The sequence below is a fragment of the Flavobacterium johnsoniae genome, assembly GCF_001879205.1.
Classification (GTDB): domain Bacteria; phylum Bacteroidota; class Bacteroidia; order Flavobacteriales; family Flavobacteriaceae; genus Flavobacterium; species Flavobacterium johnsoniae_A.
The window spans coordinates 213,738-240,440 of sequence record NZ_MLFK01000005.1 but is presented as its reverse complement, the minus strand read 5'-3'; the positions used below and the strand labels follow the sequence as shown (position 1 = coordinate 240,440).

Here is a 26,703-nt window from a genome sequence, read left to right as displayed (position 1 = left end):
TATTTAATTGTCAACACTTTTTTAAAACATTAAATATTATGGCAATGCATCACTACCTCCGTCTAACTTTTATATTACTTTTTGTAATAACTTCTCTTTTTTGTGTCTATTTTATAATTAAAAAAAGGAAAGAGAAAAAAGGGCCAAAACTACTTTCAAAAGAAAAATATAATTGCTCAATGAATGAGGGCATGGAAGAAATATCAATCTCTAATGAGAGTTTTTTTAATATTTGGCCTTATGTGAGTGAATTAAAAGCGGCTAAAATTTTATCGAAAAAAATTAAAGAATCTGATTTAGTACATAAAGTCTACAGAAATTCAACCAATGATTGTGAACACATTTTATTAGCTACTGAAAAAGAAAATCATTTCGTTAAAGTTGTAGTTGATAAAAGCAAAAAGAAAGCATTGGGGTATCTTTTACTAGATTTATCATAGTTATAATTCTCAAAATAAAAAATTCCAAATACCAATTGTAAAGTTGGTATTTGGAATTTTTTTTGGCTTTAATTATTTACATCTTCATCTGAAGAAATTTAAGAATTATATATTCAAAGTGCTCAGAATGACAATACCATTATAATTGACTCTTAATTGTTGAAACAACCTTATCCGGAGAAATCGTTCTCATCGCATCTTCGTAACCTTCAACAATTTTATTTCCATAAACAGATGTTGGCAGTTTTGGATATTGATTTCTATCTGAAGTTAAAGCATTTTCTAAACTTTGATTGAAAGGTAAAAATCCAGCATAAGGATGTGTGGCACCCCAAAGCGTAATTACTTTTACACCCAGCATTGCTGCAATATGCGCATTTCCTGAATCCATAGAAAGCATTATATCTAGATTGCTGATTAATTGTAATTCCTGTTGAAACTTGATTTTTCCAGCCATATTAATTACATTTTCATACGACTTTGAAAGCGAGTCCAAAATTTCTATTTCTTTTTTCCCTCCGCCAAAAAGCAAAATTTTATAAGATGGCTGCTCGGCTAATTTTGCAATAACCTCCTTCATTAAATCTAAAGGATAAACCTTAGAATCGTACTGCGCAAAAGGTGCAATTCCGATGAGTTTCTCATTTTTGCCGCCTATTATTTCCAAAATTTCGGCACTTAGATCTGCTTTTTCAGGAAATACAGTCCCGAGGATTTGTGATGATAAATCTAAAGGAAAGCCCAATTGATCAAACACTTTTGCATGTCTTTCGAACATGGTTGGCAGCTGCTTGAAAACTTTATTCCCGGCTCTTGTCAATTCTTTTTTTCCTTCTCGTCCTTTATCGACAGTTGCTCTTTTTTTTCCGCTTAAAGCGAAGAGCAAACTCACAATTTTAGATCGCAAAACATTATGAAGGTCTGCAAAAGCATCAATTTTGAGTTTTTTTACGTCTTTATACAAACGTATCAATCCTAAAAATCCTTTATGTTTTTCTTTTTCATCAAAAGCAAAAAAATCCAGATTAGGAATTCCCTCAAAAAATGGCTTAAAAAAAGGACGTGAAATAACCGTCAGTTTTACTGTTGGATATTGTTTTACAAATGCACGTAAAACAGGAACCGTCATGGCGACATCTCCCATTGCGGATAGTCTCATGACGGCTATATGTTTGATCTTATTGTTCGACAAGTCTGCCAAATTATTTCTTGTTTTGGTATAAAACAGGATTCAAATCATCATCATTGTACATTTTCATTTGTTTGTACACTTTCATGAATTTATCACCGTTTTCGATATCTGTCAATAAATCATCAATTGCTGTAGACAAATCTGTTCTTTGTTCTAAAAGTACATTTAATTTTTCCTGACATTTATCTCTATGTTCCTGAGAAGCCTCTGCACGAGTCGCTTCTTCCTGCATATGATAAATTTTTAAGGCTAAAATAGACAATCTGTCAAATGCCCAGGCTGGACTTTCAGAATTGATTTTTGCTCCATCTTTTGCTTGTACACCACTGTATTTTTGCAAAAAGTAACTGTCGATATATTCAACCATATCAGTACGTTCCTGATTTGATGCATCGATTCTTCTTTTTAAAGTCAAAGCCGCTACAGGGTCAATTTGTGGATCACGTATGATATCTTCAAAATGCCATTGAACAGTATCAATCCAGTTTTTTAAATACAATAAATGCTCAAATTTATCTTTTGGATAAGGATTATTTATAGGCTGATCAACATTATCAAACTGATGATAATCTTTAATGCTTTGTTCGAAAACCGAATATGCTAATTTTGAAAACATGTCTTTATTTTTTAGAGTTACAAAGATACTTTTTATACTTTTATGCTGCGAATAAAACAAAATATTTTTCGTTATTATATTTTTATCGGTTAATAAATTAAAAAATCATCATGAAAATTCATTATATATCTGAAGAGAACAGTGTTTTAAATCATTTTCTAGGTCAAATAAGGAATGTAAACGTTCAGAATGACAGCATGCGGTTTAGAAGAAATATTGAACGCATAGGAGAAATAATGGCTTATGAACTGAGCAAAATTCTGCCTTATAAAAATGTTGAAATTCAAACACCTCTTGGTATCAAAAAAACAACAGAAATTGAAACCGACTTGGTTTTATGTCCTATTTTAAGAGCCGGATTACCGCTTCATAACGGTTTTTTAAATTATTTTGATCATGCTGAAAACAGCTTCGTTTCGGCCTGCAGACATCATCCAAACAATGATGATGAGTTTGAAATTTTAGTTGAATATCAAGCAATTTCTAATTTAAACAATAAAACGGTTTTACTTCTTGACCCTATGCTGGCAACCGGACAATCTATTGTAGCAGTACACAAAAAATTACTAGAAAACGCCACACCAGCAGAATTTCATATTGTAGTAGTTATTGCGGCTCCTGAAGGAATTGCTCATCTTGAAAAAAATCTTCCTGAAAATTGTCATTTGTGGGTTGCTTCTTTAGATGAAAAGCTAAATGAAAAAAATTATATCATTCCTGGTCTTGGCGATGCAGGTGATCTTGCCTACGGAAGTAAATTATAATTGAGAGAAAAAAGTAAATAAACTGCACAAAATCAATACATAAAATACGATCTCATTATTTAGTTTTTGCTGCATATATTCGACGTGGCTCGCTGCCATAATCGATAATGGAGCTATGCTGAATAATAATAAATCATTGCTTTTATCTGGCGAAAGAATATATACAAGCACTGCGATAAAAAAACAAGCTACTACTTTTTTATACGAAGTATGTACTATTTGCGGTCTGTTTGACAATGTAGTTAACATTGAAAAGAGAAAAAATATAACCACTGCTGCGTAAATTGAAAGTGCGCCGTTTTCGTAATTGTTCTTAAAATAATCTATTCTAAAATCAATTACGGCACGTTTTTGAAAAAAGGCAGCAACATCAATATGAAACATTAATGAGATCATATAAAAAACAATTGCAACCGCCAAAAGTGCCACAAAAGGCAAAACCCAGTTTCTATAATCTCTCGAAACGTGAAAAACAATTGATATAAAAACTAGAATTAAAAACAAAACACTCCAAAATTGAAATAAAGAAGCTACAAATATCCAAAAAGAAGCATCAAATATTTTTTCTTTTGAAGCTTTTAACGATTGTAGTGAGATCAATCTTCGGAGAGCCAATAAAATAAAGAAATTGGCATATACTACATTTGGATTATCGAATATCGTGGGGAAAAACAGTAGAAATAATAAATAGAAAAATATCGCGTAACCATTGTCTTTGCTGAGTCCGTTTTTCTTGACGATGAAATTTACCATGAAAAAAGAAGCAAAAACAAAACACAACAGACTTACTTTTTGAAATATCGTAAAATAAGAATTTATCCAAGACGTTTCTCGAATTTGAAACATGAAAAAGAAAACCAGTATCAAAATTACAACCAACGAATAATTTAATGGCGTAGATTTTTTAAAAACACTTGTTATCATAAGGATATTTTATACTTTTGTGACTGTAAATATAATACTTGTTTAAAAAGGAAAACCAACAAGTTGAAAAAAGATTCTCTGTTTGAATTTTACTTCAATGCGTTAAAAACAATAATAACATATAATTTTATAAATTATGAAAGCTTTTTTTGAAGGAATACAATACTTATTCGTTAACATTTTGTTTGCTCCTCTTGACTTTTTACGTCATTTGGAATTAGTTACATGGTTTGGTGCAAACACTATCAACTGGATTTTTATGATTATCTGTTCTGCAGCAATCGTATATTGGATTAAACAATTACGTATTTTTGATGCTGCAGGAACTGAAAACCAAGATACAACGGCTCACTCTTTCTTAAAGTAAGTCGAAGCCGATATCCTTTCTAAAATACATCTTATCAAAATTTAGTTTATCTATGTTTTGGTAAGATTTTTTTATGGCCTGTTGAAAATCATCTCCGTATGATGTTACAGTCAAAACACGTCCTCCATTAGTAACGACATTTTCGTTATCTAATTTTGTTCCTGCATGAAAAACTATCGAATCAGTAATATTTTCTAAACCACTAATTACTTTTCCTTTTTCGAAATCTTCAGGATATCCGCCGGAAACCACCATAATGGTAGTCGCACTTCTTGGATCAACTTTTAATTCGAATTCATCTAATTTTTGATTTGAAACTGCCAAAAACAATTCAAACAAATCAGATTCTAATCTCGGAACCACAACTTCAGTTTCAGGATCTCCCATTCTTACGTTGTATTCAATAACAATTGGTTCGTTTTTTACATTGATCAAACCAATAAAAACAAATCCTTTGTATTCGATTCCGTCTTTTTGGAAACCTTCTATTGTTGGTTTTACGATACGTGTTTCGATTTTCTCCATCAAAACAGCATCAACATAAGGAACTGGAGAAACTGCTCCCATTCCGCCTGTATTTAATCCTGTATCGCCTTCGCCAATACGTTTGTAATCTTTTGCTGTTGGAAGAATTTTATAGCTTTTCCCGTCAGTTAAAACGAAACAGCTTAATTCGATTCCGTCCAGAAATTCTTCAATAACTACTTTAGAACTTGCTGCTCCAAATTTCTCGTGAACCAGCATGTTTCTAAGTTCAGTTTTAGCTTCTTCAAGATCCTGAATAATCAAAACTCCTTTTCCTGCTGCTAATCCGTCTGCTTTTAAAACAAATGGAGGCTGCAAAGTTTCAAGAAATTTGCAGCCTTCTTCAACCGTTTCGGCAGTAAAACTATCGTAAGCCGCAGTTGGAATATTATGCTTCATCAAGAATTCTTTTGCAAATTCTTTACTTCCTTCTAATTGTGCTCCTAATTTTGATGGGCCAATAACCGGAATATGATTTAAACTTTCATCATTTTTGAAATAATCATAAATCCCTTTTACTAATGGATCTTCGGGACCAACCACAACCATATTTACTTTTTCTTGTAATACAAATGCTTTTACAGCATCAAAATCGGTTGGAGACATTGCAACGTTTGTGGCAATTGCAGCGGTTCCTGCATTTCCTGGTGCAACAAAAAGTTTTTCGCAAAGCGGACTCTGAATCATTTTCCACGCAAAAGCATGCTCTCTTCCGCCTGATCCCAATAATAAAATTGTCATGGTATAGTTGTATTTAGTTGTGGTGCAAAAATAATTGCTTTTGAACGTAAAAAATAATTAAATCTTAAAAACTTGTTCATTCTTCGCTGTTAGTAATTGGTAAATATTATTTTTGACGAAAATTATACCGAAAAATGATTCGTCTTTTTGATCTTTCCCTTCAATTAAATGGTTTTCCTATTAAGAAAGCCAAAGCCGAATTGGATAAAATTGTTCATTTTTCTGAAGAAGAATATGTCTTGTTTCTCGAAAATAAAAAAAAGGAAATTGTCGATTTTCATCTAAAAAATAATTCTTTCTACAAGGAATTAGCCGGAAATAAAACGGCTTTAAATTGGGAAGATCTGCCAATTTTAAACAAACAAAATTTACAAAAACCACTCGAAAATAGGCTTTCAAAAGGTTATTTAAAAAACAATATTTACCTCAACAAAACCTCAGGATCCAGCGGAACGCCTTTTGTTTTTGCCAAAGATAAATATTCGCACGCCTTAACCTGGGCTTCAAATATGATGCGTTTTGGATGGTTTGAAATTGATTTTAATCATTCGTACCAAGCACGTTTTTATGGCATTCCCATGGATTTTATTGGATATCATAAAGAACGTTTGAAAGACTTTTTAACGCATCGTTTTCGTTTTCCGGTTTTTGATTTATCTGATGACGTTCTGAATAAATTTCTGCAGAAATTCAGAACCAAAAAATTCGATTATATCAATGGTTATACGAGTTCGATCGTTTTATTTGCTAAATTTTTAGAACAGAAAAATATCGTATTAAAAGAAACTTGTCCCACTTTAAAAGCTTGTTTTGTTACTTCGGAAATGCTTTTTGAAACAGATAAAAAATTGCTGGAAAAACAATTCGGAATTCCAATTATAAGTGAATACGGCGCATCAGAATTGGATTTAATTGCTTTTGAAAACCCTCAGGGAGAATGGCAGGTAAATGCAGAAACCCTTTTTGTCGAGATTTTAGACGAAAACAATAACGTTCTCCCTTACGGGGAAGAAGGTAAAATTGTAATTACTTCGCTCTTCAACAAAGCAAATCCGTTTATTAGATATGAAATTGGCGACATTGGAATTTTGGATAAAAAAAGTACACCCAAAAAACCAATTCTAAAAAAACTAATTGGCAGAACTAATGACGTTGCCATTTTGCCAAGCGGAAAAAAATCCCCTGGTCTGACCTTTTATTATGTAACCAAAAGTATTATTGAAGATGATGGAAATGTAAAAGAATTTATCATCAAACAAACCCAATTAGATACTTTTGAAATTGAATATGTTGCTGAAAATGAATTAGATTCGGAACAAATTCAAAAAATTAAAGAGGCAATAGATTTGTATCTTGAACCCAATTTAAACTTTACTTTTACCCGAAAAACGGTTTTAGAAAGAACCAATCGCGGGAAATTAAAACAGTTTAAATCTTATTTATAAATATAAATAAAATCCTACATTTGTTTTTTATTAAATACTTATGGACGATAAATCTTTACTCTCTGAAGAAACAATTTCTAATAAAATATATTTTATCCGTGGTCAAAAAGTGATGCTTGCATTTGATTTAGCAATACTGTATGATGTTGAAACCAAAAGATTAAATGAACAGGTTAAAAGGAATTCATCTCGATTTCCTGAAGATTTTATGTTCCAGCTTACTGAAAACGAATTTGAAAACTTGAAGTCGCAAATTGCGACTTCAAGTTGGGGTGGTAGCAGAACATTACCTTTTGCTTTTACTGAACATGGTATTCTGATGCTTTCAAGCGTTCTAAAAAGCAACAAAGCCATTCAAACCAATATTCAAATCATGCGTATTTTCACGAAAGTGAGACAAATGCTTTTGGATACAACAGAAATTAAAGTTGATATTCTTCATCCCGAAGCCTCGGGACAAAAGAAGTTAGAGAATCATGATAAAAATATCGAATTGGTTTTTTCTTATTTAGATGAATTGACTGAGAAAAAAGAAGACCAAAGTGAAAGAGTGAAAATTGGTTATAAAAAATAACTTTAAATCTTCAAGGCGCAAATTGCGACTTCAAGTTTTAAAAACTTAACTTTCAACTTACTGAAAATGAACAGCAATCTTTACGGTCATAAATTGTGATTTTAAAGAGTCTAAAAATTAAATAATTGGAGGTCACAAATCGTGACCTCCAATTGAAGATTAATTACGAGATTCTTCAAAAAATCACATTTACACTTAGAAGAAAATCTTTCAAACTATCCAGAATCCAATTTAAACTTTACTTTTGCCAAAGAAAGTTTTTAGAAAGAATCTATGAAAATTACCATAATTGCAGGTGCACGGCCAAACTTCATAAAAATAGCACCGATTATTAATGCTGTAAAAAGTAAGCAGAATGAGGGTTTTGATGTTTCATTTCGTTTAGTTCACACTGGTCAGCATTATGATAAGAACTTAAGTGATACTTTTTTTGAGGAACTAAATATTCCGCATCCAGATGTTAATTTAGAAGTAAAAAGCGGTTCTCAGGCCCAACAGACTGCAGCGATTATGATTGCTTTCGAAAAAGAATTACTTCAAAATCCGTGTGATTTAGTTTTGGTTGTAGGAGATGTAAACTCAACAATGGCCTGCTCTATAGTGGCAAAAAAATGCAATACAAAAGTAGCACATGTCGAAGCCGGAATTCGTTCCGGAGACTTAACAATGCCCGAAGAGATCAATAGAATGCTGACGGACAGTATTACTGATTACTTTTTTACAACCTCAACATCAGCTTCAGAAAATTTATTAAAGTCAGGTTCCAATCCAGAAAATGTGCATTTTGTGGGGAATGTGATGATCGATACTTTATATCAAAATATCAACAGAATTACAGCGCCTGATTTTTGGAACGAACATCAATTACAAGAGAAAAACTATATCATCTTAACGTTGCATCGTCCTGCAAATGTTGACGAAGTTTCATCGCTTATTGATTTACTACATGGAATTGATTTGTTAGTAAACTACAAAAAAATAATTTTTCCGATTCACCCAAGAACGCAGGCAATTTTAAGTGAAAGCAAAATCGAGTTTAAGAACATCATTTTTGTTTCTCCTCAAGGTTATCTAAATTTCATGTATTTAATCAAAAACAGTTTTGCCGTTATTACAGACAGCGGAGGAATTTCTGAAGAAACAACTGTTCTTGGAATTCCATGTTTTACTATGCGAGATAATACTGAAAGACCTGAAACAGAAACCATTGGTTCTAATACAATTGTGGGAACATCTTTAAAAAATCTCCAAAAAGTTTTTGGTTCATTTTTACAAAATGGTGCCAGAAAAAGCGGTATTCCAGAATTATGGGACGGAAAAGCTTCTGAAAGAATTATTTCAATTTTATTGGAAAAGAAATAATGAACGACATTTTAATTATATCCAATTATTATCCTCCTGAAAAAGGTGCCGCAGCCAACAGAATTGAACAATTGGCTTTGAAATTAAACCAAAACGGATATGAAGTTTCGGTGATTTCTCCGCTTCCGAATTATCCAAAAGGCGAACTTTTTCCAGAATATAAAGGCAGATTTTTTGTTACAGAAAAAATTCAGAATATTACTCTAAAACGTCTTTGGATTTATCCAAGCAACAGTTCTAATATTTTTAAAAGAATTGTTTCGACATTTTCGTTTTCTAGTGTTTTGTTTTTTTATTTGCTATTTGCTAAAACACCAAAAAAAGTAATTGTACAATCGCCGCCGTTACTATTGTCTTTTGTTTCTGTTTTTGCCCTTTGGATCAAAAGGAAAAAAATAATTTTGAATGTTTCAGATCTTTGGCCAACTGCTGCTATTGAGCTTAAGGTTTTGAAGAAAAACAGTATTTCACATAAAATACTTCTTTTTATAGAACGTTTTATTTACAAAAAAGCAACGCATATTTTTGGACAATCAAATGAAATTATTGATCATATACATTCCGTTTTTCCAGAAAAGAAATGCTTTTTATATCGCAATTATCCTGATCATTTTGTGGAAAATGTTATCCAAGAAAATGATAATTCTACTGAACCAATAAAATTGTTTTATGCCGGATTATTAGGCGTTGCTCAGGGTGTTTTTGAGCTTATTCAGCAATTGAATTTAGAAAACCTGAATGTCGAATTGCATATTTTTGGAGATGGAGCTGAGAAAGCTCAAATCGTAAATTATATGAATCAGAATCCGATGCAGAAAATTATCTTTCACGGAATGTTAGATCGAAATGTCCTGCATGAAAAGTTAATGAGTTTAGACATTGCGCTTGTTCCTCTAAAAACAAGAATTTACGGTTCTGTTCCTTCAAAAATATTTGAATACAGTGCTTTAGGGTTTCCTATTCTTTATTTTGGCGGTGGCGAAGGGGAATCAATTGTTGCCGAAAATAATTTAGGCTGGGTGGTTCCTGTTGAGGATTTTGAAGGTTTAAACGTCGCTTTACAAAAGATTTCAGAAACTGGAAAGGATAAAATTCAAAGCATGAAAAAGACAATTTTTCTGCATGCAAAAAGCAATTTTAATCTTGATTTGCAAATGAAAAATCTAATTGAGAATGATGCTTTTTAAGTAAATTGTTATAAATGAAAAGGGGAAATATTCTAATAATATTTCCCCTTATTTTATTTTATGTAACTAGAAAAATCTTTATGTTCTTCTTTAGAAAGTTCTTCCGGAGATAATGATCTGAAATAATCGTATGTAATTTTCATTCCTTCAGAACGGCTTACTTTTGCCTCCCAGCCCAGCAATTCTTTAGCTTTTGTCGTGTCTGGCTGACGCTGTAAAGGATCATTTACTGGCAATGGATGATAAACTACTTTCTGATTAGTTCCTGTCAATTTAATGATTTCCTCTGCAAAATCTTTAATGGTGATTTCGTCCGGATTTCCAATATTTACCGGATATACATAATCGGAATGCAATAATCTGAAAATACCTTCAACTTGGTCGTCTACATAACAGAAAGAACGTGTTTGTGAACCATCTCCAAAAATCGTTAAATCCTCACCACGTAAAGCCTGACCGATGAAGGCTGGAATTACACGACCATCGTTTAATCGCATTCTTGGTCCATAAGTATTAAAAATACGTACAATTCTGGTTTCTACGCCATGAAAAGTATGGTACGCCATTGTGATAGATTCCTGAAAACGTTTTGCCTCATCATAAACACCACGTGGTCCAATTGTATTTACGTTTCCGTAATATTCTTCTGTTTGCGGATGCACTAGTGGATCTCCGTAAACTTCAGATGTTGATGCAATTAAAATTCGTGCTTTTTTAACTCTTGCCAATCCTAATAAATTATGCGTTCCAAGAGATCCTACTTTTAAAGTCTGAATTGGAATTTTTAAATAATCTATCGGACTTGCAGGCGAAGCAAAATGTAAAATATAATCTAAATCACCCGGAATATGTACAAACTTGGTAATATCATGATGATAAAATTCGAAGTTTTCTAATTTGAATAAATGTTCAATATTTTTAAGATCGCCGGTAATCAGGTTATCCATCCCAATAACAAAATATCCTTCTTTGATAAATCTGTCACATAAATGTGATCCTAAAAATCCTGCCGCTCCGGTTATAAGTATTCTTTTCATGATAGTTGTTTATACACCGCAAATGTAACTGATTTGAAAATTATTTTTCAGTTATCTTTTCAATTTATCTTGTTTTTAAAGACTCTTGATGTTCTTTAAATTTAGTTTCTACAAATTCTTTCATTTCTTTTTCAAATCTTTGCTTTGAAAATGAAAGAGCGTGTTCACGTATTAATTTGGGATCAAAAACTTTTGTTTCGAAGTTAAGTACTGCTTCTTTGATTTTTTGTGCAAATTGCCCTTCAAAGAAAATTCCGGTTTTATTTGCAATAACTGTTTCTAGGGTTCCGCCTTTAGCTAGCGCAATTACTGGAGTTCCGCAAGCTTGTGCCTCTACAGGAATAATTCCAAAATCTTCTTCGGCTGCAAAAACAAATGCTTTTGCTTTTTGCATTAATACTTTTAATTTTCCGTTTTCAATAAAACCAACAAATTCAATATTACTTTTAGCTATTTTTTGAAGTTTTTCTAATTCTGGTCCGTCACCGGCAACAATTAATTTCAAATGGGGTAGTTCATTAAAAGCTTCGACAATTAATTGCGTTTTTTTATAGGAAACCAATCGCGAAGCTGTAAAATAGTAATCTTCCTTTTTTTCTTCTAAACTAAAGAAATCAACATCGACAGGCGGGTAAATTACAATTGATTCTCTTCCATAAGTATTCTTTATTCTTTGAGCAATATGATTAGAATTTGCAATAAAAAAATCTACGTCTTCTGAATTTGAAAGATCCCATTTCTTGATTTTATTTAAAACAGATTTCGCATAAATGCCTTTTAAGCCTTTATCTAATCCTGCATCTTTTAAATACTGGTCTTTTAAATCCCAGGCATAACGCATTGGAGAGTGACAGTAACAAATATGCAGTTGATTTTTATGAGTTTTAATTCCTTTTGCAACAGCTGAGGAAGAACTGATAATGAGATCATAATCGCTTAAATCAAATTGTTCGATTGCAATTGGAAATAATTGTAAAAATTTGCGATGGTTTTTTTTTGCTGTTGGCAGTTTTTGAATAAAGCTTGTTTTAACTTTTTTACCGTTCAGAATAAAATTGCGGTCTTCATCACTCAGAAAATCTATTAATGCAAAATGATCAAAATCATCCCAAATTGAATTTATCGAATGAATCACTTTTTCGGCACCACCATTCACATAATACCAATCGCTAATTAGGGCTTTTTTCATTTCTACTGCATTAGTTTTCGAGTCAAATAATAAAAATAAAATGCATTTTTACCAAAAGTCATATTTAAAAAATATAATGTTTTAGGAATCCAATGACCAAATAAATTGAGTTTCTGAAGCTCTTCTTTTAACTCTTTCAAAGTACATTTTGAGATACCAACATTCATTTCAAAAATATGAAATGATTGTCTAATCATTAATTCTTTTCTTAATTCTTCAACGATTTCAACTTTATAAAAGTCTTGTGTGTCTTTAGCAATGTCCAAAACACCTTTCCACATTTTCGCTCTTCCTTTTACTGAATAAATACCACGAATATGTATTTCACCTGCTTTCTGAAAATCTCCAAATAATGGAGGATTACCTGTACGGCCTCCAACAGAAGGTTTTCCTAAATATCCTATTCCTTTAGTACAAAAAGCATTTGCTGCTAAATAAATCTGATAATATAAAGTGCCATCATATTTATCTGTTTTCAAAGGCTGTGCCCATTCTTTATTAATAACCAATCCTCCTACAAAACCGCACATTCTGAAAATCAACCTGGGTGAATCCTGTTTTTTTACAATCGTTTCATTGGGTAAAATTCTAGAAACGCCAATTGGTTTGCTAATATCTTTTTCAAATCGTAAAAATGGTCTTGAAACCATTGCAACATTTGGATTTTTTTTGCAAAACTTGTCTATTTCCTCCAGTCCATTTTTTAAAAATAAGTCATCATTTCCTATCAAAACTACCCATTTGTATAAGGCGAGATCAATTAACTTTCTAATGTTGGCATCATAGCCCAAATTTGTTTCATTTTCAATATAAGTCATTATTACTTGCTTTTCGGCAAATTGACTTTGATACTTTTCTGTTATTTTTCTAATTTCATTTCTTTGTTTTGAAAAATCTTCACAAATAATAATTTCATTTGGTAAAAAAGTCATATCAAAAATAGACCTAAGTAATTCATCATACTCCTCAGGCCGATCATACGCAGGAATGGCGATACTATATCCGTCAATAATTTTATCCATTAAAAAGCCGCTGTTTTCTGATTTTTTCAAAAATATGATTTTAATTTGTAAAAGCTTAAAATAAAAAATCATCTTTGTTTTAATAAAAACTTTTAGAAACGCAATTCTATAACCTAGTGCTTAAAAATATCTCTTTGAGTTTTGGAATAAATTTTATTAATCTATTATTCCCTTTATTATTGATACCTTTTTATATTCAAATATTTGGTATTAATACATATGGATTAATTGCTATTTCGATGTCATTAATAAATATTATTTCTGTTCTTTACGACTATTCCTGGTATGCATTTGCACCTATAGAAATTAATAAAATTAGACTCGAATCAGTATTAGTGAATCAATATATTTCTAGAGTTATTAATACTAAAATTATTCTCTTTATACCTTCTGTTGTATTTTTAGTTTTTTTTATATCCTTTTTTAATAATCTCAAAAATGAAGTAATATTTTCATTTTCATTATTGGTGTTTTTATTCTCCAGGTCGCAAAATAATCTTTGTTTTTTTATCGGTTTAGATAATGTATCTCCTTATTTTGTAATCAATACTATTGTTAAAATAACTTGCATTATTCTTATAATTTTTACCTTAAATCAAAAAACAGATTATCAATATGTTTTTTATTATTTAGGAATAACAGATATTTTGATATTTATATTTTCGACTTATTATTTGATAAAAAAATATAGTTATAATTACTCTATTACCTCCTGGATTGAAATTCTCGAAGAACTAAAAAAAGGATTCAGATTATTTTTGACAAATTTAACTATTGCAGCAATGCTTAATTCCAATACCTTAATTTTAGGTCTGTTTTTGGATACTAAGACAGTTGGTATTTATAATGTTGCTGAAAAAATAATTATGCTTTGTAAACAATCCCTGAGTGTATTATTTCAAGGTGTTTATCAAAAAGCGTGTTCTATCGGGATTTCAAAAACTGCTCAGCTTAATACTTTTTTTAAATCTGTATTTATCTATTATCTCCTTATTTATGGTTTAGGAATGATTGCATTATTTATGTTTCCGAATCTCATTATTCATATTTTAAGCAGCGAGGCAACAGTAGAATCTAGCCATTACCTTATTTTACTGGCTCCAATTCCTTTGATTGCATCATTAAGTCAATCTGCTTATATGACACTTATTTTACATAGTAAAAAAAGCAGTTATTTTTATGCGCACCTTTTCGGATTAATACTCAATTTATCTTTAGGAATTATTCTTTGTTATTATTTTAAAGTATACGGAATTATAATTTCGCTGATTTTAACTGAACTTTTCATTACACTTTATCTAAATTTCTCAATAACTCTTGACAAAAAACTTAATTTTTTCAAATCTCAAATTGAATAATGAAAATTAAAGCTAATATAAAACTGCTTCTCATTCCGACACTTTATCTGCTCGTTATTTCTTCTTTTGTTTACTATTTAGAAGCAATTCAGAGTTTACTAATGATTTTGACTGGTTTGCTTTTGCTTTTTATAACTAAGTTTAGTGACTTTAAAATTAATTTTAAAAATGCTCCGTTTATAGCTTCTTTTATAATCCTTACTTTCTACTATTTACTTTATTTTAGCAAATCTAGTTTTAAAACTATTGGTGAAAGTTTTTTACTTTTTATAGTACCCTTATTTAGTTATTATCTTTACCAAATCGATTCTTTTATAAAAATCAGAAAGAAAATTCAATTTGCATATATTAGCTCAATTAGTTTGTTGTGTTTGTATTTTCTGCTGTTTTATATTAACGATATTCCAAATCACCATTTTGATTGGTACTTAGCTCGTTACAATCTTGAATTTTATTGTAAGATCCACGGAACGTATATTTGTTTGTGGATTGGAATTGCAATTTTATTTTTAGCAGATTACATTTCAGACTATAAAAAATGTTCTAAGAAATTAAAAATCTGCAGTATTTTAATGTTTATTAGTTTACTGGGAGGTTTAATCATTTATAATTCGAGAAATATACTTCTAGGGCTTTTTATAGTTGTTTTATTACGCTTAACAATATTAAAAAGAGAAAAAATAGTAATAACGACTAACCAAAAACTAAGTATAGCATTTATCATTTTACTAATAATTTTATTATCACAAAGATATCTTGATACAATTCATTTTTTATCCAACAAGTCTTTTACAAATTCAACACGATATGCAAGCTGGACCTGCAGTTTAAAACTAATCTACGATTCGCATTTTTTAGGAATGGACTATAATTTAATCCAGCAAAAATTAAATGAGTGTTATCTTCCCTTTAATAATTTTGAATTAAAAAAATTTAAGATTAACTCTCATAATCAATATTTAGATTTTTTACTAAAAGGCGGATTCTTATTATTTTTCACTTTTATTTGGTCTTTATTTATCAAACTAAAAGAGACTTTAAAGCAAAAAGAATATCTATATTTTTCTATAACTGTTTTATTTGCAATAGCATTTATCACAGAAAATATTTTAGTTCGCCAATATGGAATTTATATTTATTTTCTCTGCGAAATTTTACTTTTAGGCAGTATTTTTAGGAATAAAAATCATAGTATTTATGAAGTAGAAAAATGCTAAAGTTGGAATGTAAAGCATACAGCCATCACTTAAGCAGACAAATAAATAGGTTAGGCTTCCTAAAAGATAAGGATAATTATTATTTTTAGTACTTACCGCAATGTATATTTGGGAAAAAAATGAAATGCAAAATAATAATAAACCAATAATTCCTAATTGCTTAAAGATTGATAAATAAACTATTTCTTCAATAAAATCGAAGGTTTGACTACCAAAAAAACTTACTCCGGTAAATTGTCTTATTTGATTAATTCTTCCGCCTAAATTAGAATCTAAAATAAACCCTGATAATGAACCATATTGAAAATATCGATTCATTAAAAAAGTGGCAAAAACAAATAAAATTAATGCCAAAAAAGCGTAGATTTTGATTAACTTGAAAACTCTATCCTTATAAATAATGACAAAATAAAAAAGTAATCCTAGCCAAACGGTTCGGGAAAGGGTTAAAAGCAAAGCTAAAATTACAATCCCTAATTTAATTTTGGAAACATTTTGTTTATGAAATATTGGAAACAACATCAATATACAAACTCCAAAAATATTACCGTTATTATATGTTGAAATGAGCTTATACAAAGACCCTCTCATGTTATATTTTCCTTCTAAGGTACCTAAATCATCTGCATTTACGGTTATATAGGGAATTTCAATATAATTACCTGTTAGCTGTTTAAAAGTAAATAAAATAATACCGTAAAGCGAAATCCAAAATACAGCATTACTTAAGAGCGTTTCTACAAATATTGAATCTATTTTCTTTAAAAAAGGACTAAGGAAAATATAAAATAGTAAGGGGAGAAATCCAAAACTTACATAAAAAGCTATAAGATTTCCAAATGAACCGTCATAGCCTCTAAATGCTAAATTAAAAGAAAAGTATAAAACAAATGGTAAAGTCGCTGCATAGCACAAAAAATGTTTAGTAGAAACTAAAAACTTCTTTTTATTAATTACAATTAAAATTGAAAGTAAAAAAAGAAATCCTAAGTACAGGTAACCCCAAGTAATTGGAATTCCTGCAATTTTAAACCCTCCTTTTGGCAGAAAAATTAAAAATAGAACACCTATAAAAAAAAGATACTCTCTAATTTTTTCATTATTTAAGATAATTTTAAAATTAAAACGCATCTCTATTTTTTTTACGCTGCTCGGACAGAATATTACTCTTTTGTTGGATTTTTTATTTGCTCTAATTTATCAATCAATAAATCGTTACCCATAAAATATGGATCATAAGAGTTATTAATTTTACTAAGTTTATAACCGTAATATACAGGATCCCAAGTAATAAACTCATTAGGATAAAAATATATTTTAAAGTTATCATTATCTCCGCTTATTGTATCGTTTTTATATAATACTGAAATATTTTTTAGCGTAATATTTGACTGATATTCGTTTTCACCAACATCAACTCTAATATTCTTTGGAATCATTTTTTCTGGAAAATCAATTTTTAGTTTTTGCATTTCGGATGAAGCATAAACAGGGCTAATTACCGAATTCTCATCATTCCAATCTTTACCTTCGGTTAAATAAAAAACCTGAACTTTATCATTTTTTACAAAAACACCTTCAATAATTACTGAGAAACTATTATTTAAAACTTTATCTTCTTCAGTTTTTTTATTACAAGAAACTATGAAAAATAGAATTATATAAAGATAAAATGACTTTGAATTCATTATTTTAAGAATTAGATTATTTAGAGAGAATAGACTGTTTTTTATAAAAATTAAGGAAACGAATAGAAAATATATAAATTAACACAAACAAAATAGGTAGTATAAACTTCATCTTTCCTTTCAAAGATTTTGTACTCTCAATACTAGTCACATATGAAACTTCTTTTATGATTTTATTACATCTAATTAACTCTATCTTTAAGCTTCCATTTTCTCTAATAAGACCTTCTTTTGTTTTTAGTATATCATTTAGCTGTACATTTTCATTATAATAAACCAGTTTATCGTTTTTTACTGCACCCAAAGATTCAGAATTTGAGAACTTATTTAAAATATTATCAATCTGCAAAAGAATCTGATCATTTGCTTTAATCTTTTGTTTGATATTATCTATAGAAATCTTTTGAACCTCAGCATAATAATCGCTTTTATTGAAAAAATTCAATAATGCTTTTACCGTATTATCATTCTTTGCTATCTCTTTTGTTGTAAATGTTATAATATAAAAAGGATAATTTTTACTAGTTGTTGTTTCTTTTATTATCGATTTAAAATCTCCATTTGAGGTCATCAATTTTAAAACTTCCAGATTTTGCTCATTGTTATTAACGAATTTAAAAACGTCAATAATAGGTTCTATTTTAATCGTAGAAATTTTAGCATCTGTCCCTATTCCAATTGTTTTTAGAAAAACCTGATCATCTGTCGAAAGTTTTGACTGAAATAAATCAACCTTAGCATACAAATAATCTACACTGCCAAAATTTGGCGTTACAATTATTTGATTATCATATGTTTTTTGAGTCTTATCTAAAAACATTCCAAGTCCAAATCCAGCAATAACTAAAATCAAGACAATCAGCCAATTTCGTATAAAGAACTGAATGCTTCTAAAGATAGAAGCATTAATTCTTTCAAAAAAGTTACCTATTTTTTTCGAAATCAAAACCAAATCAACTTCCTGATCTGTATTATTCTGTGGTACTTTTGTACTCATTTATACTTTTTCTTTTATGTTAAAAATCTGCTCTAGAATTTTAATTGTAATTAAATAAGTTGGTTTTACACCTGTAGTTCCCAATCCTCCTGAAGCTAATGTGCTTCCTGTTTCTAATGGATTATCTGAAGCATAATAAGCATAACGAACTTTGATATCGTGCGGCACGCTTTTTCTAATTTTTGATGCAGACTGAATTGCTTTTTGGTAATAAGATCCTTCCATTTCAAGACCAATAACTCCCCAGGTCGATTCGTGGAAGAATTTCAACAAATCTCTGTTTTGTAATGATGTTCCTAAAACGGTAACCATTGCTCCTTCATAAATATCAATGTCGTTTCCTTCGAACATCGCGCCTGTTAATTCATTTTCAAAGAAATAATTATCGGCAGTTCCTTCGTTTATGTGTGCTGTTGGAATCATGATATCGCCTTTTCCACCTTCCAGAATTCCGGCTTTACCCATAATCGAAACCGATTTTACGTTTAGTAAAGTCTCTTTTTTAAATGGTTTTAAAAGCTCATCGATTGTTTCATAAGCCTGCTCACCAAAAGCATAATCCATTACGATAATCACAGGTTTATCTTCGTCTATATTAGCGTATGAAAATGCTGTTTTCGACCAATCTATTTTAGCGGTATCAAAAATCTGAACATCGATATTCGTTCCCGAAGAATCCGGCAGTGAAATCATTCCGTTTTTTAAAGCCAGTTCTTCAACCTGGCTTCTAATTTCTTTTGAACCGGAATTGCTTAATTCTTCATAAATAAAGAAATCTGTTTTACCTTTAAATTTTGAGGTTAATAACGGCGTTGCAAAAAGCGAATTCATCACACTGTGCATATTAGCACTTATAACGTGAATTGGTCTTTTTAAAAGATTATTTGCTTTTAGGACTTCTTTGATATTGGTTGCCCAGATTTCTCCGTGAATATGATGTCCTAAACGCTCGCGCAAAACGGGACTAAATGTTATAGTACGTTTGTTATTTTCGACAATTTCTTCGATCGCTAATTTCCCTAACCAGTAAATAACATGAAGGAAACGATCTGGTGCATTTTCAGAACCAAAAGCATCATAGATATCCAAAACCTCTTCAAAAGTTCGGGCTAAAATATTTGCCGCGTGCGAAATTGCTTTTTCTTTTTCTATCTGCGAAAGCTTTTTGGTCTGCGTAACGGCTTGTTCTAATTTTAACCAATCGCGTGAAACTTCTCCGCCATCATCAATTAAAACCCTATTTTTAATTTTGTGAGATTCGATGAAAATGAAAGTCAAATGCGTCAAAATATCGTAAATATCAGAACGGCCGCGTGTTATTTCAACATTCATTTGCTCTTCGTCAATTCGATAACAGTTTCTTCTTCTTTTTGGAGGAACAATTGCCTGGAAATGTGATCTGGAATATCCTTCATCCGAAGTTAAATTAATGAAACGGCATTGTTCGATTCCTATCGGAAGACGCTCTATAACGTATAAAAGCCCGTTTAGTTCTACTTTTTCTTCGGCAATATTTCCATAGATTTCCGGACGTAATGCTAATAATGATTCTCTTAAACTATCGCCAGAAACTCCCATTGGTTTGTAAAAACCACGGTTGAATAAATGGCGCATTGTAATGTACATTTTTTCTATCGCTGCAGATGATTCCTGAGCTCTTGATCTTGATATATGTTTGGTTTCTTTCATGCTGTTTATTTTAAAAATCTTCTGTTTGAGAAGATGGTAATATGTATTTCGATTAAACGAAATTAGGGATTATATATGTAATTTCCCTAAAACGGTATTTAACAAATTGTTAGAATAATAAGTAAAAATCACTTTTTCTACTTCAAATTATCCGCAATCTTTCTATCATTCGACAATCTCGGAATTTTATTCTGTCCGCCTAGTTTTCCCTGAGATTTCATGTATTCCTGAAAACCATTTTTTGAAACTTTGCTGATTACTACTTTTCGTAAAACATTTCCGGTAATTAAATCGTCGTAATAAATATTTTGTCTTCGCATCGAATCGTCGATCGCTTCTGCAAAAGTTTCGATGTTCTCCGGTTCTTTTTCAAATTCTATTAACCATTCGTGATATGGTAATCCGCTGGCTGGTGTAATTTGCGGTGCAACGGTAAATTCGTTTATTACAATATTGGTTCCTGTTGTGGCTTCTTTCATTGCGTTTTCGACTTCATTGGCAATAACATGTTCGCCAAAAGCAGAAATATAATGTTTAATACGTCCTGAAACTATGACCCTATATGGCGCCAAAGAAGTAAATTGAACTGTATCACCTATATTATAACCCCAAAGCCCGGCATTCGTAGAAACAATTAAAGCATAGTTTATACCAACCTCAACTTCACCAATTGTATATCGTTTTGGTCCCGAACCATTGGGGTCGGTAAAGAATTCATCGGCTTTAATAAATTCGTAGAAAATTCCGGAATTCAATAACAAAAGCATTCCTTCTTCATTTTTTATCCCGAAATTTCGGGACTGATACGCAAAAAAACCTTCTGAAGCCGGAAACAACTCAATACTGTCCACTTTTTTACCAATCATTTGTTCAAATTTGGCCCGATAAGGTTCGTAATTCACGCCTCCGTAAATAAACAAATTAAAGTTCTTGAAAATCTCGCTGATCTTTTTTCCGCCGCTTTTTTGCTGTAAACGCTCAAAATACATTTGTACCCAAGACGGAATTCCTGAAATAACCGACATGTCTTCCTTAATTGTTTCGTCGACAATGGCATTTACTTTGGTTTCCCAGTCTTCAATGCAATTCGTTTCCCAGGACGGCATTCGGTTTTTCTGTAAATATTTCGGAACAAAATGCGCTACAATTCCAGAAAGTCTTCCAAATTTAACTCCATTTTTTTCAGTTAAAATGGGACTTCCCTGCAAAAAGATCATTTTTCCATCAACAAAATCAGCATTTCCAGTTGCGTTAATATAATGCAGAATAGCATTGCGTGCTGCATTGACATGCGTAGGCATTGATTCTTTGGTAAGCGGAATATATTTTGCTCCCGAAGTTGTTCCGGAAGTTTTGGCAAAATACAGCGGTTTTCCTTTCCAGAGAATATTTTCCTTACCCTCTTTAACCTTTTCTATGTAGCTTTTTAAATCTTCGTAATCACGAATAGGAACATTTTTCTGAAAATCTTCAAATGTTTTTATTTCACCAAAATGATGATCTTTTCCAAACTCGGTTTCTTTTGCACTTTCGATCAAACTTTTAAAAACTTTCAGCTGTGTTTCAACAGGTTTATTGGCCCACGAAAGTGTTTGATTGTATATTTTACGGGCAAATATTTTCGCCGCTATAGATTTAATTGACATTTTTTATAGTATTATTTTTTGTCGCTTTTACTTTTCCTGCCTTTATTTTCTCCTGATTCTTTTTCTATTTTAGCAACTTCTTCCCTAAGTTTAATTTCTTCTTCGGTTGCTTTCATATTCAAATCAGAAGGGACATCGGCATCCGCCAAAATAGAATCTTTATTAAACTTAGCATATTCCAGCTCCCCTTTTAAAACTTTTTGTATTCCTTTTATATAGGCTTCATTTTTCCTGAGCGCCGTTTCCAGCGAATCTGATTTTATTGCCAGTTGAGTTGCATTTCTTTTTAATTGTGAAGAAGAATAACCCGGAATAAATTCGCGCAAAGGAGTAAAAGCAATAATGAAAGTAGTAACCAAAATAAGAAATATACCGCCCAAAGTAAAGGTCACAAATACGTTCATTAAAGTAAGCCGGAAAGAAAAAATCTCTTCAAAAGTATCTTCGTTCAAAATTACCAATCGGTTCTTGATGAATAGTTTTTTCCTCAGATTTCTTTTCTTTTTCTTAGTCATTTTGGTATTTTATACGAGCAAATATAGTAATTAATCGCATTGTTGATGCCCGTGAAAAATGTGTAAAAACATTAATTTAATGATTTTATAAAATATTTAACGCACTTAAAAAGAAATTTTTTAATCCAAAAACCATTCTTGTTCGTATATTCTATATACCTTTGCGGTGAAAATAAAAATCAATTTGCTTCGGCATTAAATATAATAGTCATGGGAAGATTAGGTCTTACAGAAATCCTTGTTATCGTAGGTATTGTGATATTACTTTTTGGAGGTAAAAAAATTCCAGAATTAATGAAAGGTTTAGGAAGTGGAATTAAGGAATTTAAAAACGCTGCTAAAGACGATCAACCTGCCGCTAAAAAACAAGAAGAAGAAACGAAATAGTAAACTTCAACTTATTAACAAATCCCAAACTACAATTTGTAATTTGGGATTTTTTTATATCTAAAATATTCCAAAGGATTTGGAATTTATTTTTTGGAATTTTATAAAACCATCGTTAACTGAATTCTCTTTCTGTCTTCATCAACCTCAGTCACCTTCACATCAACATGCTGATGTAATTTAACCACTTCGTTTACATCGCTTACAAAACCAGCTTTTAGTTGTGAAATGTGAACCAATCCACTTTCTTTGATTCCAATATCAACAAAACAACCAAAGTTGGTAATGTTATTCACAATTCCCGGAAGAATCATTCCGGTTTTCAAATCTTTAATCGATTTTACATTTGCATCAAATTCAAAAACCTTAGCCGATTTTCTTGGGTCTAATCCAGGCTTTTCAAGCTCTTTTATGATGTCTTTCAGTGTTAGTAAACCTATTTCAGGTGTAATATAGTTTTCGGCCTTGATAAGCGCTGTTTTCTCTTTGTTTGCAATTAAGTCGTTTACCGAAAGTTTTAAATCTTTTGCCATTTTCTCCACAACCGGATAAGCCTCCGGATGTACTGCTGAATTATCCAGCGGATTTTTAGCATTTGTAATTCTGATAAACGCGGCTCCCTGCTGATAGGCTTTATCCCCCAAACGAGGTACTTTTTTCAATTGTTTTCTATCTTCAAACGGGCCATTTTCAGAACGATACTGTACAATATTTTCGGCCAGCTTCTCACCTATTCCACTCACATAACTCAGTAAATGTTTACTTGCGGTGTTAATATTAATTCCAACCGAGTTTACGCAGCGAATTACGGTATTATCTAACTCTTCTTTTAATTTAGTCTGATCAACATCGTGCTGATATTGGCCTACTCCAATCGCTTTCGGATCAATTTTTACCAATTCGGCCAAAGGATCAGAAAGTCGTCGCCCAATTGAAACCGAACCACGAACCGTTACATCGTAATTAGGAAATTCTTCTCTTGCAATTTTTGACGCCGAATATACCGAAGCTCCTGCCTCAGATACGATAAAAACCTGCACTGGTTTGTCGAACGCGATTTTTTTGATGAAAAATTCGGTTTCACGCGAAGCCGTTCCGTTTCCTATAGAAATTGCATCAATTTGATACGCATTTACCATAGAACGGATTTTCTTGATTGCCATTGCCTCTTCGTTTTGAGGCGCATGCGGATAAATCGTTTCGTTGTATAACAAATCACCTTTTTCATCCAGGCAAACCACTTTACAACCGCTTCTAAATCCCGGATCGATTGCCAGAATTCTTTTTTCTCCCAAAGGCGGTGCTAATAATAACTGACCTAAATTGTTAGCAAAAACCTGAATAGAATTGGCATCGGCTTTTGCTTTTGCTTCTTGCAGCGTTTCGTTTCCAATTGCCGGATTCAATAATCGTTTGTAACTATCTTCTATCGCTAATTGCAAATGTGCCGTTGTGCTGTTTTGTTTTTTGATGATAATTTCGTCGATAACATCGTAAGCATCGTCAATATCAACATCAATTTTTAGTTTTACATATCCTTCATTTTCAGCACGAAGCATAGCTAATAATCGGTGTGATGGTGTTTTTGTAAGCGGTTCTTCCCAATCAAAATACTGACTGAATTTTTGTGCTCCTTCTTCTTCGGCTTTCTTTTTTACAACTTTGGTTCCTATAGTTGCTTTTCGCTGATACAATCTACGCAGCTGTTTACGAACATAAATATTTTCGTTAATCCATTCGGCCACAATATCTCGCGCACCCTGCATTGCCGCTTCTTCATTAATAACATTTTCATTGATGTACTGCGTCGAAATAAAATCAACATCCACATCACTTTCTGACATAATAATTTTTGCCAATGGCTCTAAACCAAACCTCGCGGGCAACATCAGCTTTTGTTTTTTTCTTCTTTTTGTACGGAAGGTAAAAATCTTCAATTTCCTGCAAGTCAAAACTCTGCTCAATTTTTTGTTTCAATTCTGGCGTAAGTGCTTTTTGTTCTTCGATTGATTTTAGAACTGCCTCCTTACGTTTTACAATTGTTTCATAATCTTTTTGCAATTTTGCAATCTGCTCAATTACAGTTTCGTCAAGATTTCCTGTACTGTCTTTTCGATAACGAGAAATAAACGGAATCGTACAATCTTCTTCCAGTAATTTGACAGTGTTTTGAATGTTTATTGCTGCAGTTTGAACAGACTTGGCAATGAATTGAATATTAGTCATACTTTTAATGAAATAAATTCTTAATTATAAATTGATATAATTTACTTGTTAAAATATCAAAGTAAATTTGTCAATCATTTGGCTAAAATAATATCTTTGTTTTTAATATTACGCCAATGGAAATTTTTTTACTGTATTTTTTATTTATAAATATCATCCTTTTTATTCTTGCCGGATACGACAAATATCTTGCTCGAAAAGGCAAACGAAGAATTCCCGAAAATACGTTGTTTTTTCTTGAAGCAATTGGCGGAACAATAGGTTTATTAACAGCAATGCTTTTGTTTAGACATAAAACGAGTAAAACTTCATTTATTGTCAAATTCACGCTGTTATTTTTGATTCAGCTAGCTTTGATTTACTTGTATTCAACTAGTAAAACCTAGATATTAACAATGTTAATAACCTAAAAATACTATTTTAATAAACTGATTTTAAATACATTAAATAAAAAACCGGATGAATTATAAAATCCGCCCGGTGTGATTATACTTTATAGGTGCTTCGCACCCGATTTTTTTTGAAGTTTTACGAACAAGCTATTTTATTTACTCTATTCTGGTGTCTTCCGCCTTCAAATGCTGTTGTTAAAAAAGTTTCAACAATTTCAACAGCTTGTGGAATAGAGGTAAAGCGTGCCGGTATACTCACGATATTAGCATCATTATGCAAACGTGTTAAATAAGCAATTTCTTTAGTCCAGCATAAGCCAGCTCTTACTTTAGGATGTTTATTAACAGTCATGGCAATTCCGTTACCGCTTCCGCAGATTACGATTCCAAAATCAGCTTTTCCTTCAGATACATCATTCGCAACCGGATGTCCAAAATCTGGATAATCTACAGAAGCATCCGTATCAGTTCCGTAATTTGTTACTTCATATCCTTTTGCTTTAAGCATTTCAACAATTGCTTTTTTATATTCTGGTCCTGCGTGGTCGTTTCCTATCGAAATTTTCATCTTTTCTATACTATTAAGTTGTGTCATGCAAATTTACTCAATAAATAAATGTTTGCCACGAATTGCATCAATTTTCACAAATTATTTTCTTTATAGATCAATCCCAACATGACAACATTAATTAGAATACATTTGTTTAATTAGACTTAAAAAAATATCATTTTACAACTATCTTACTTTCAAAAGCTTAACAGTTATCAATATTTTTGATAAGTCTATAAGTATCTCATAATCAATAAAGAATAAATAGAATATTTGTTAAATTTTTGAGGTGTTGATATCGAATCGTAATTACTTGATATTCAGTTAACTTTAAGTTAACATAATTTGTTAATAAGTTCGAAAAGAAAATTAGAAGTTTTTTTTGGTTGTGTCGAAAAAAAACCTAATCCAAAATTGGAATTAAAAATCCTAATAAAGTTTCGGGAATTTTTAGAAAAGTTATTAATATCAAAAATGTCATTTTCAACAAATATCAACATATGAACTTATCTACAAAATCAATTCATTTTTGGTTGTCAACCGTTGTTAATTAAAATACAAAAAGTCTTATAAATTAATCTTTTAGCTAAAAATAACTATGTTGATAACTCCCAATAACTAAGAGAAACTTCATTTCAATACTTTTAAAAATA

The 26,703-nt window shown here is 31.1% G+C and carries 25 protein-coding genes and 1 pseudogene; 11 read left to right on the top strand and 15 right to left on the bottom strand.

Annotated features, from left to right (window positions below):
• Nucleotides 1-38 precede the first annotated feature (38 nt).
• Complete coding sequence (locus BKM63_RS06260; RefSeq protein WP_071635775.1) at nt 39-440, top strand: hypothetical protein; 402 nt, start codon at nt 39-41, stop codon at nt 438-440.
• A gap of 139 nt (nt 441-579) precedes the next feature.
• On the opposite strand, the gene BKM63_RS06255 is transcribed toward BKM63_RS06260, so the two are convergent.
• Both BKM63_RS06255 and BKM63_RS06250 read right to left on the bottom strand, forming a co-directional pair.
• Nucleotides 580-1,599, bottom strand: coding sequence for a glycosyltransferase family 9 protein (locus tag BKM63_RS06255; RefSeq protein ID WP_071635774.1), 1,020 nt, complete (start codon nt 1,597-1,599; stop codon nt 580-582).
• A 43-nt stretch (nt 1,600-1,642) separates the two neighbouring features.
• Nucleotides 1,643-2,248 (bottom strand): DUF4254 domain-containing protein, encoded by a 606-nt coding sequence (locus BKM63_RS06250; RefSeq protein WP_071635773.1) that lies wholly within the window; start codon nt 2,246-2,248, stop codon nt 1,643-1,645.
• A 110-nt stretch (nt 2,249-2,358) separates the two neighbouring features.
• Between BKM63_RS06250 and upp the strand changes: the two genes are divergently transcribed.
• Complete coding sequence (upp, locus tag BKM63_RS06245) at nt 2,359-3,012, top strand: uracil phosphoribosyltransferase (RefSeq protein ID WP_071635772.1); 654 nt, start codon at nt 2,359-2,361, stop codon at nt 3,010-3,012.
• On the opposite strand, the gene BKM63_RS06240 is transcribed toward upp, so the two are convergent.
• Entirely contained in the window at nt 3,007-3,936 is a 930-nt protein-coding gene (locus BKM63_RS06240) for a DUF6427 family protein (RefSeq protein ID WP_071635771.1), read from the bottom strand. The two genes, upp and BKM63_RS06240, sit on opposite strands and share 6 nt — an antisense overlap.
• A 136-nt stretch (nt 3,937-4,072) precedes the next feature.
• Here BKM63_RS06240 and BKM63_RS06235 point away from each other — a divergent pair, with 136 nt between their 5' ends.
• On the top strand, nt 4,073-4,303 hold the full coding sequence (locus BKM63_RS06235; RefSeq protein WP_071635770.1) for a DUF6341 family protein: 231 nt from the start codon (nt 4,073-4,075) through the stop codon (nt 4,301-4,303).
• Here the strand turns inward: BKM63_RS06235 and purD are convergent.
• Nucleotides 4,295-5,569: a phosphoribosylamine--glycine ligase gene (purD, locus tag BKM63_RS06230; RefSeq protein ID WP_071635769.1), complete on the bottom strand. Its 1,275-nt coding sequence runs from the start codon at nt 5,567-5,569 to the stop codon at nt 4,295-4,297. The genes BKM63_RS06235 and purD overlap by 9 nt on opposite strands.
• Nucleotides 5,570-5,703: 134 nt before the next feature.
• Here purD and BKM63_RS06225 point away from each other — a divergent pair, with 134 nt between their 5' ends.
• The 4 genes from BKM63_RS06225 to BKM63_RS06210 all read left to right on the top strand — a co-directional run bounded on the left by BKM63_RS06225 (nt 5,704) and on the right by BKM63_RS06210 (nt 10,137).
• Nucleotides 5,704-7,014, top strand: a complete 1,311-nt coding sequence (locus BKM63_RS06225; RefSeq protein ID WP_071635768.1) for a phenylacetate--CoA ligase family protein — start codon at nt 5,704-5,706, stop codon at nt 7,012-7,014.
• 40 nt (nt 7,015-7,054) lie between these two features.
• Nucleotides 7,055-7,588 (top strand): ORF6N domain-containing protein, encoded by a 534-nt coding sequence (locus BKM63_RS06220; RefSeq protein ID WP_071635767.1) that lies wholly within the window; start codon nt 7,055-7,057, stop codon nt 7,586-7,588.
• A gap of 273 nt (nt 7,589-7,861) precedes the next feature.
• Complete coding sequence (gene wecB / locus BKM63_RS06215) at nt 7,862-8,950, top strand: non-hydrolyzing UDP-N-acetylglucosamine 2-epimerase (RefSeq protein WP_071635766.1); 1,089 nt, start codon at nt 7,862-7,864, stop codon at nt 8,948-8,950.
• A complete protein-coding gene (locus tag BKM63_RS06210) occupies nt 8,950-10,137 on the top strand; it encodes a glycosyltransferase family 4 protein (RefSeq protein WP_071635765.1) in 1,188 nt (395 codons plus the stop codon). The genes wecB and BKM63_RS06210 overlap by 1 nt, the downstream gene beginning before the upstream one ends.
• Before the next feature lie 53 nt (nt 10,138-10,190).
• On the opposite strand, the gene BKM63_RS06205 is transcribed toward BKM63_RS06210, so the two are convergent.
• The 3 genes from BKM63_RS06205 to BKM63_RS06195 all read right to left on the bottom strand — a co-directional run bounded on the left by BKM63_RS06205 (nt 10,191) and on the right by BKM63_RS06195 (nt 13,415).
• Entirely contained in the window at nt 10,191-11,174 is a 984-nt protein-coding gene (locus tag BKM63_RS06205) for a UDP-glucuronic acid decarboxylase family protein (RefSeq protein WP_071635764.1), read from the bottom strand.
• A gap of 64 nt (nt 11,175-11,238) precedes the next feature.
• A complete protein-coding gene (locus BKM63_RS06200; protein ID WP_071635763.1) occupies nt 11,239-12,363 on the bottom strand; it encodes a glycosyltransferase in 1,125 nt (374 codons plus the stop codon).
• Nucleotides 12,364-12,365: 2 nt separating this feature from the next.
• Nucleotides 12,366-13,415 carry a glycosyltransferase family 2 protein gene (locus BKM63_RS06195; protein WP_165608758.1) on the bottom strand — a complete coding sequence of 350 codons (1,050 nt, stop codon included), beginning with the start codon at nt 13,413-13,415 and terminating at the stop codon, nt 12,366-12,368.
• An 86-nt stretch (nt 13,416-13,501) separates the two neighbouring features.
• Here BKM63_RS06195 and BKM63_RS06190 point away from each other — a divergent pair, with 86 nt between their 5' ends.
• Together BKM63_RS06190 and BKM63_RS23610 are read left to right on the top strand one after the other, a co-directional pair.
• Entirely contained in the window at nt 13,502-14,743 is a 1,242-nt protein-coding gene (locus BKM63_RS06190) for an oligosaccharide flippase family protein (RefSeq protein WP_071635762.1), read from the top strand.
• Between the two features lie 482 nt (nt 14,744-15,225).
• A complete protein-coding gene (locus tag BKM63_RS23610; protein WP_165608756.1) occupies nt 15,226-15,960 on the top strand; it encodes an O-antigen ligase family protein in 735 nt (244 codons plus the stop codon).
• On the opposite strand, the gene BKM63_RS06180 is transcribed toward BKM63_RS23610, so the two are convergent.
• From BKM63_RS06180 to BKM63_RS06155, 6 genes are all read right to left on the bottom strand, one after another.
• The gene (locus BKM63_RS06180; RefSeq protein ID WP_071635760.1) at nt 15,904-17,091 is read right to left on the bottom strand and encodes a hypothetical protein; all 1,188 of its coding nucleotides are present in this window, start codon (nt 17,089-17,091) and stop codon (nt 15,904-15,906) included. The two genes, BKM63_RS23610 and BKM63_RS06180, sit on opposite strands and share 57 nt — an antisense overlap.
• 32 nt (nt 17,092-17,123) lie before the next feature.
• The gene (locus BKM63_RS06175) at nt 17,124-17,648 is read right to left on the bottom strand and encodes a hypothetical protein (protein ID WP_071635759.1); all 525 of its coding nucleotides are present in this window, start codon (nt 17,646-17,648) and stop codon (nt 17,124-17,126) included.
• A gap of 16 nt (nt 17,649-17,664) precedes the next feature.
• A complete protein-coding gene (locus BKM63_RS06170; RefSeq protein WP_071635758.1) occupies nt 17,665-18,645 on the bottom strand; it encodes a hypothetical protein in 981 nt (326 codons plus the stop codon).
• A complete protein-coding gene (locus tag BKM63_RS06165) occupies nt 18,646-20,334 on the bottom strand; it encodes a DUF6909 family protein (protein WP_071635757.1) in 1,689 nt (562 codons plus the stop codon).
• 137 nt (nt 20,335-20,471) lie between these two features.
• Nucleotides 20,472-21,980, bottom strand: coding sequence for a GH3 auxin-responsive promoter family protein (locus BKM63_RS06160; RefSeq protein WP_071635756.1), 1,509 nt, complete (start codon nt 21,978-21,980; stop codon nt 20,472-20,474).
• Nucleotides 21,981-21,991: 11 nt separating this feature from the next.
• Entirely contained in the window at nt 21,992-22,495 is a 504-nt protein-coding gene (locus BKM63_RS06155; protein WP_071635755.1) for a peptidase, read from the bottom strand.
• Between the two features lie 210 nt (nt 22,496-22,705).
• Here BKM63_RS06155 and BKM63_RS06150 point away from each other — a divergent pair, with 210 nt between their 5' ends.
• Nucleotides 22,706-22,882: a Sec-independent protein translocase subunit TatA/TatB gene (locus BKM63_RS06150; protein WP_057115473.1), complete on the top strand. Its 177-nt coding sequence runs from the start codon at nt 22,706-22,708 to the stop codon at nt 22,880-22,882.
• A gap of 101 nt (nt 22,883-22,983) precedes the next feature.
• Here BKM63_RS06150 and BKM63_RS06145 read toward each other — a convergent pair.
• Nucleotides 22,984-25,108: pseudogene (locus BKM63_RS06145) on the bottom strand (Tex family protein).
• Nucleotides 25,109-25,224: 116 nt separating this feature from the next.
• Here BKM63_RS06145 and BKM63_RS06140 point away from each other — a divergent pair.
• Nucleotides 25,225-25,494 (top strand): DUF1294 domain-containing protein, encoded by a 270-nt coding sequence (locus tag BKM63_RS06140; RefSeq protein ID WP_071635754.1) that lies wholly within the window; start codon nt 25,225-25,227, stop codon nt 25,492-25,494.
• 142 nt (nt 25,495-25,636) lie between these two features.
• On the opposite strand, the gene rpiB is transcribed toward BKM63_RS06140, so the two are convergent.
• The gene (gene rpiB / locus BKM63_RS06135) at nt 25,637-26,068 is read right to left on the bottom strand and encodes a ribose 5-phosphate isomerase B (RefSeq protein WP_071635753.1); all 432 of its coding nucleotides are present in this window, start codon (nt 26,066-26,068) and stop codon (nt 25,637-25,639) included.
• Nucleotides 26,069-26,703 lie beyond the last annotated feature (635 nt).

Bases quoted from the DNA above. Each gene is read 5' to 3' on its own strand.
- BKM63_RS06260 (WP_071635775.1), top strand. From the start codon at position 39: ATGGCAATGCATCACTACCTCCGTCTAACTTTTATATTACTTTTTGTA.
- BKM63_RS06255 (WP_071635774.1), bottom strand. From the start codon at position 1,599: ATGAGACTATCCGCAATGGGAGATGTCGCCATGACGGTTCCTGTTTTA.
- BKM63_RS06250 (WP_071635773.1), bottom strand. From the start codon at position 2,248: ATGTTTTCAAAATTAGCATATTCGGTTTTCGAACAAAGCATTAAAGAT.
- upp (WP_071635772.1), top strand. From the start codon at position 2,359: ATGAAAATTCATTATATATCTGAAGAGAACAGTGTTTTAAATCATTTT.
- BKM63_RS06240 (WP_071635771.1), bottom strand. From the start codon at position 3,936: ATGATAACAAGTGTTTTTAAAAAATCTACGCCATTAAATTATTCGTTG.
- BKM63_RS06235 (WP_071635770.1), top strand. From the start codon at position 4,073: ATGAAAGCTTTTTTTGAAGGAATACAATACTTATTCGTTAACATTTTG.
- purD (WP_071635769.1), bottom strand. From the start codon at position 5,569: ATGACAATTTTATTATTGGGATCAGGCGGAAGAGAGCATGCTTTTGCG.
- BKM63_RS06225 (WP_071635768.1), top strand. From the start codon at position 5,704: ATGATTCGTCTTTTTGATCTTTCCCTTCAATTAAATGGTTTTCCTATT.
- BKM63_RS06220 (WP_071635767.1), top strand. From the start codon at position 7,055: ATGGACGATAAATCTTTACTCTCTGAAGAAACAATTTCTAATAAAATA.
- wecB (WP_071635766.1), top strand. From the start codon at position 7,862: ATGAAAATTACCATAATTGCAGGTGCACGGCCAAACTTCATAAAAATA.
- BKM63_RS06210 (WP_071635765.1), top strand. From the start codon at position 8,950: ATGAACGACATTTTAATTATATCCAATTATTATCCTCCTGAAAAAGGT.
- BKM63_RS06205 (WP_071635764.1), bottom strand. From the start codon at position 11,174: ATGAAAAGAATACTTATAACCGGAGCGGCAGGATTTTTAGGATCACAT.
- BKM63_RS06200 (WP_071635763.1), bottom strand. From the start codon at position 12,363: ATGAAAAAAGCCCTAATTAGCGATTGGTATTATGTGAATGGTGGTGCC.
- BKM63_RS06180 (WP_071635760.1), bottom strand. From the start codon at position 17,091: ATGCGTTTTAATTTTAAAATTATCTTAAATAATGAAAAAATTAGAGAG.
- BKM63_RS06175 (WP_071635759.1), bottom strand. From the start codon at position 17,648: ATGAATTCAAAGTCATTTTATCTTTATATAATTCTATTTTTCATAGTT.
- BKM63_RS06170 (WP_071635758.1), bottom strand. From the start codon at position 18,645: ATGAGTACAAAAGTACCACAGAATAATACAGATCAGGAAGTTGATTTG.
- BKM63_RS06165 (WP_071635757.1), bottom strand. From the start codon at position 20,334: ATGAAAGAAACCAAACATATATCAAGATCAAGAGCTCAGGAATCATCT.
- BKM63_RS06160 (WP_071635756.1), bottom strand. From the start codon at position 21,980: ATGTCAATTAAATCTATAGCGGCGAAAATATTTGCCCGTAAAATATAC.
- BKM63_RS06155 (WP_071635755.1), bottom strand. From the start codon at position 22,495: ATGACTAAGAAAAAGAAAAGAAATCTGAGGAAAAAACTATTCATCAAG.
- BKM63_RS06150 (WP_057115473.1), top strand. From the start codon at position 22,706: ATGGGAAGATTAGGTCTTACAGAAATCCTTGTTATCGTAGGTATTGTG.
- BKM63_RS06140 (WP_071635754.1), top strand. From the start codon at position 25,225: ATGGAAATTTTTTTACTGTATTTTTTATTTATAAATATCATCCTTTTT.
- rpiB (WP_071635753.1), bottom strand. From the start codon at position 26,068: ATGAAAATTTCGATAGGAAACGACCACGCAGGACCAGAATATAAAAAA.